The 5,553-nt window shown below is 44.9% G+C and carries 4 protein-coding genes; 3 read left to right on the top strand and 1 reads right to left on the bottom strand.

The features are described 5' to 3' along the window. The 3 genes from J5224_RS23115 to J5224_RS23105 all read left to right on the top strand — a co-directional run. A partial coding sequence (locus tag J5224_RS23115; protein ID WP_264627589.1) for an anion permease occupies positions 1–483 on the top strand: 483 nt, incomplete at its 5' end. A 14-nt stretch (positions 484–497) separates the two neighbouring features. Then, the gene (locus J5224_RS23110; RefSeq protein ID WP_264627588.1) at positions 498–1,661 is read left to right on the top strand and encodes a metallo-dependent hydrolase; all 1,164 of its coding nucleotides are present in this window, start codon (positions 498–500) and stop codon (positions 1,659–1,661) included. 146 nt (positions 1,662–1,807) lie between these two features. Then, positions 1,808–3,691: a sigma 54-interacting transcriptional regulator gene (locus J5224_RS23105; RefSeq protein WP_264627587.1), complete on the top strand. Its 1,884-nt coding sequence runs from the start codon at positions 1,808–1,810 to the stop codon at positions 3,689–3,691. Between the two features lie 102 nt (positions 3,692–3,793). Here the strand turns inward: J5224_RS23105 and J5224_RS23100 are convergent, their stop codons facing one another. Further along, positions 3,794–5,275 (bottom strand): hypothetical protein, encoded by a 1,482-nt coding sequence (locus J5224_RS23100; RefSeq protein ID WP_264627586.1) that lies wholly within the window; start codon positions 5,273–5,275, stop codon positions 3,794–3,796. Between the last annotated feature and the right edge of the window lie 278 nt (positions 5,276–5,553).

The raw sequence follows: 5,553 nt of genomic DNA, 5'->3' as shown, positions 1-5,553 counted from the left end.
AATGACGTTGTCAGCGAGAAGTCTGCCTGGCAAACCTTTGTCTGGTACGGTGCCTTCTATGGCTGTGCGGTGGCGCTGTCAAAAGGCGGTTTCTATGTGTATCTGGTTGATGTCATAAAGAATTACCTCGATCTCTCTCAGTTGAGTGAAATCGGCGCGCTGGCGACACTGGTGTTTATCAGCCTCGCGGTACGCTACTTTTTCGTCTCCAACAGTGCCTTTGTGGTGTCCTTCTATCCGGTGCTGTTTACGCTTGGCATGACGACGCAAGCGCATCCGATGTATGTGGCGCTTTCGCTGGCGTTCTCTGCCGGTTATGGCGCATTGCTGACGCATTATGGTAACGGTGCAGGCGTATTCACCTTTTCAAGCGGCTATGTTCCACAAAAAACCTTCTGGCTACTAGGCACCATCATGGTTCTGGTCAACGTGCTGGTGTTTTTCCTGATTGGTATTCCTTACTGGAAATTTATCGGTATCTAATGCGTGAGGCGAAAATGAAACTCGATGTTTTAATTAAAAACGGTTTAGTCGTTGACCTCGACAACAATAACTATGTTAACCGTAATATTGGCATTGTTGGCAACCGTATCGTCGATATAGAGGATGCTGATGCAGCGCATACGGAGACGGTGATTGATGCCGCAGGCTGTATGGTTTTGCCCGGGCTGATTGATTTTCACGCTCATGTCTATCAGGGGGGCACGGCAATCAGCGTTAACCCGGATGTTATTTGCTTACCTAATGGTGTCACCAGCGTGGTTGATGCCGGAAGCAGTGGTTGGGTTAATTACGCCAATTTCCGCCAAACGGTTATCAATCCGTCGATGGTAAAAATCAAAAGTTACCTCAACGTGGTTAACGTTGGTCTGGCGACGTTGGGCGGGGGGCCGACCGGTTACCTTGAGAATACCAACCCGGCGAATTACAACATCGAGCGAATCGCACAGACGCTGGCGGAGTATAAAGATAATATTCTTGGTCTGAAGCTACGCTACAGTCAGGATATCGCTCGCGGAAAAAATTACAGCGCCGATCCCTTTCTGACCACGGTAGATCTGGTCAGAAAGTTAGAGACTACGCTGTGTGTGCATGTTACCGACTCACTGCTGGCAGCCGATGAGCTTATTGGGCACTTTAGAAAAGACGATATCTACGCCCACTGTTTCCACGGAACCGGTAACTCTATTCTCGACGCACATGGTGAGGTGTATGCCTCGATAAAAGAAGCGCAAACCAGAGGCGTCATTTTTGACTGTTCAAATGGCGTCGCCCATTTCGATTTTGCCGTTGCCAGTAATGCCATGGAGCAAGGTTTCTATCCTGATATCATCAGTACCGATTTGACACAGAGAAATAGTCTGCGCACGGATAAAGTGTTTAGCTTGTTATTTATTATGTCGAAATACCTGAATATGGGCATGTCTTTCTTCGATGTACTCCGCGCGGTGACACAAACGCCTGCCCGGCTGATGAAAATGTCGGGAGACATTGGGACATTACAACCAGGCGCATTTGCGGATATTGCTATTGTTAAATTACGTAAGCAGGCAATCACATTTGAAGATACGCGTGGAATTAAAGTAGAAGCCGACCGCTATATCGATAATTGTGCAACGATATGTAAAGGGCAGATTGTTTATCGCCGTCACACTTTCTGAGTGAGATGCCATCAATGCTGATAAGCCCCGGTACAGAACAAGAATGTACTGGGGCTTTGGCTGTCCGCAGTCGCTCTTTAATAGATTGATTTGCAAGTGCGTAACGATATAATTATCGGTAATATTCTACAACCCGCAGGCCGAACATGCCAAATAACGATATCGTCATATTTTCAGTGTCGAATACCATTACACAGCGAATTTCAAATGTATTAATTGAGCGAAATATCGAGATTCCGGTGTATGAGTTTCATTACTCAGATGTCGTTGATAAAGCACAGGGGTTGATCAACGGCGGCACTAAAATCATTATTAGTCGTGGTGGTACTGCAGCACTGTTAAGAAGCAGCGTGACTATTCCTGTTATTGAAATTGCTCATGATTTTCACGGTATTTATCGCAGCTTACAGGAAGCAAAAGACAGAACGGAAAAAATTGCGGTAGTCGGGTTCCCTCAATTCTGTAACGTTTTACGTCATTATCAGACAATGACCGGTGAAGAGTTTAAAATCTGCCAGGTTTATAATCATAATGATATTGAGCATGTGATTAAAAATCTGGCTGCAAATGAGTATAAACTGGTAATTGGTGGCCTGACCGTGGCCGAAATGGCAAAAAAATACGGTCTCAAGGTCATCATGGGAGACACCGATAATATCTCCATTGAACAAGCCCTTAACGAAGCATTCAGTTTGCTTAAGTATATTAATAAGGAGAGCATGAAGCTCTCTATGTCCTATGCTGCGCTGAATCAATCCCGTGAAGGTATCATGTGTATCGACCAGTCCGGGGAAGTCATTAATATCAACGCAAAAGGCATGGGGTTATTTCGTTGTAGCATCGGTGATAAAATTTTCCAAAAAGAGGCCTATAAAGGCATTTTTGGTAGCATTATTAATGAAATTAACGTCAAGGAACAGCTGTTAGACATTGATGGTGACGTGATTCACGCCAGCATCAAGCACGTGACGCACAAGCAATATGTTTACACCATTATCAGCGGATTCAAACAAGATAGTGCTCTGGCCGCGTCTGCCCGGGGTGGGAAAAAATCAGAGGTGAAGGGGTTTTGTGCGGCTTACTCGTTCTCCGATATTGTGGGCGAGTCAGCAGCGATACGTGAGGCGATTAACCGCGCGAAAGTGTATGCCAGCCACGATCTCCCTGTGTTTATTTTTGGCGCAACGGGTACGGGGAAAGAGCTGTTTGCTCAAAGTATTCATAATGCCAGTGAACGCAAAAATGCCCCGTTCATTGCCATAAACTGTGCCGCCATTCCTGAAGGGATCCTGGAAAGCGAACTGTTTGGCTATGTCGAAGGGGCATTCACCAATGCACGTCGTGGGGGAAAGGCGGGTATATTTGAAATGGCGATGAACGGCACGGTTTTTATTGATGAAATCAGCGAAGCGCCTTTATCGGTTCAGATTAAATTGCTCAGAATATTGCAAGAGAAACAATTTTCGCGACTGGGTGGCGACACGCTACTCGCGGTGGATTTCCGACTGATCACTGCCAGCAATAAACCCTTAGCTGATTTGGTGACATCAGGCGATTTTCGGCAAGATCTCTATTATCGCATCAATGTGTTGGATCTGGCGCTTCCTGCGTTACGGGAACGAACTGGCGATGTCATGCTAATTATCAAGGATCTGTTATTTCGTTATGGACGAGAAATGGCGTTTACCGATCGCGCCGTAGCCTTTTTAAACCACTATTCCTGGCCGGGTAACGTGCGGGAACTTCATGCGGCGATTCACCGATTGATTGTGCTGTTTGATAAGGATGTTGTCGATAAGGAAGACATCCACAGCGTCTGTAAAATTACAGCGCCCTGGCAGGGGGATGGAAACCCTGTGCAACCCTCTAGCGTGAAGAGCGATGATATTGATTTGCTGAAAAAACAAGAAAAAAGGCTGATTTCCGACGTTATTACCCTGACTGAGGGCGACAGAGTGAAGGCCTCTGTCATGCTAGGCATTAGTCAAACGACGCTCTGGCGTAAAATTAAAGCGTATCAGCTTGTTTAACGTTGTGTTAATTCCCCCCGAAAACCTGCTGGGGATAGGCATGTAAATTGCCATATCCCTTGGGTGGTGCAGCCTTTCTCTGCCCGAGTCTTATCGCTCCCCCTATTTACTCCCGTGGTCGTGAGGAGAACGCATTGCGGTGCCCTGTTCGCTACGATCTCCTCGGCCTTGCTCATCAGCATAGCTGTCAAGGTTAAACTGTCGGATAACACTGAGCCGTTGTTCTAATTTCTCCATGTTTAATGCTGCCCTGAAGGCTTTTATTTTTTTCAACCTGTACTCTATTTCCCTGTTTTTATCTTGCTCAGTAACCGGTGACGCCCCAGGCGGTTTTATTGCTTCCTCTATTTTCATTTTCTTACTTGTTGTTGCTTCATGACTGATATTATCCAGCGTGTGTTTAACTGCGTTTTTAGCGCGTATCGATGCCTCTTTATCTATTTGGTGCAGCATCATCATAGCTTGGTCAGGCGTTTTTACTGTTGCCAGATATTCTTCAATGTTTCGGTGGTTTATTCCAGGGGAGGTTAATGTCATGTCGCTCATTTTTTTTGTAAAATCACCGGCGAACACGGCTTGTTTTATCAATGTGTTTAGCTGATCGAAAAAAACGTTTTTGCTGATAGGTAATTGGCTCATCGTCACGTTGAGTGTGCTATCCTCTTCGTTAAATTCTTTTTCTGTAATGATGAATTTTATATCAGGGAGGAATAAAAATTCATTTTCTCTATCATCCATGATGTCTGATAAGTGTGCGCCAGAATAAGGTGTAATTTTCTCTATAGTATAAAGCACATTTATTTCTCCCTGCTCTAGCGCATCCTTATCACCGAGGAAAGAGTCAGCAACATCTTGATCGTCGGAAGTACTGAAGAAGATGGGTGAGGAAAAAATGTCACCCTCTTCAATATCCTCGAAATCCTCACTTTTCCTTACTTCCCCTCTGAACAAGGGAACGGCGTTGCTGAAATACTCATCATCATTGGCTTGCTTCATGGCCAAGTGATGTAGGGTTAATGCCAGTTGAGCAATGTGTGGCGGTCTGAGGGCTCCTGGCGCAAGGGCTAATAAGGTTTTATTGATATCTACATAGCCATCCTTACCGTAGTCATAAATTGAGAACAGATCAATGAAATGAAATTTCACATACAGTTTTTGCTTGTTAAATGAATCGATTAATTCATCCATATCCTCATCAGGGCCAGCAATTGATTTATTGAGATACTCTTCTGAGTAGATGTTTTTCAGTTGCAGAATAACCTGTTCCTTATCATCAATAGCGCCTGAAATCTTGTAAGAAGAATCTACAAAATTTCTCAGGTGTCTTAAGTGTTGTCCTTCAGCAATAGAAATATAACTCATTGAGCCTGCTGGCTTATAAGTTGGGGCCGCTGTTTCTTGTTCTTGGCTTCGAGTTAACGTTGCCGCATTGTTTGCAATAAGATTGAGATTTTCCGTGACGTTTCTGCAAGAGGAGCCCGGTTTGTTGTCTGTATATCGGCCATCTCGGGGATTATGTTGCTCTGTTTTCAGGGGGGAAGAGGGCGGCAGCGATGGGCTGTGACTCGGGATATGACTAAACATGGCGCATCCTTATGCAAAGTGCAGAACGAGCCTGTACTGAATGACATAATCCCTTTGATTTCTTTCAAAATTCAATTTTATGATTTTGACATCGTGAGCGTGTTTATTAACGATTAGTCTTAGGCAACAATCGGGATAGCAAACACGCTATCCCATAATGACTGAACCCACGATGGGCATAGACGGCAGGGTAATTATCTGCCACAGACCAATGCTTTTTGCTTATCCAGCAGAAAAGGGCGCAAATAACCAACGGTATTGGACATTGGCAGAACATC

This window comes from Candidatus Symbiopectobacterium sp. NZEC135, assembly GCF_025962695.1.
Note: the sequence above shows the minus strand (reverse complement) of the source record. Positions and strands in the feature narration are given on the sequence as shown.

Excerpts from the sequence above, each read along its gene's own strand:
- J5224_RS23110 (WP_264627588.1), top strand. The coding sequence starts at position 498 with ATGAAACTCGATGTTTTAATTAAAAACGGTTTAGTCGTTGACCTCGAC.
- J5224_RS23105 (WP_264627587.1), top strand. The coding sequence starts at position 1,808 with ATGCCAAATAACGATATCGTCATATTTTCAGTGTCGAATACCATTACA.
- J5224_RS23100 (WP_264627586.1), bottom strand. The coding sequence starts at position 5,275 with ATGTTTAGTCATATCCCGAGTCACAGCCCATCGCTGCCGCCCTCTTCC.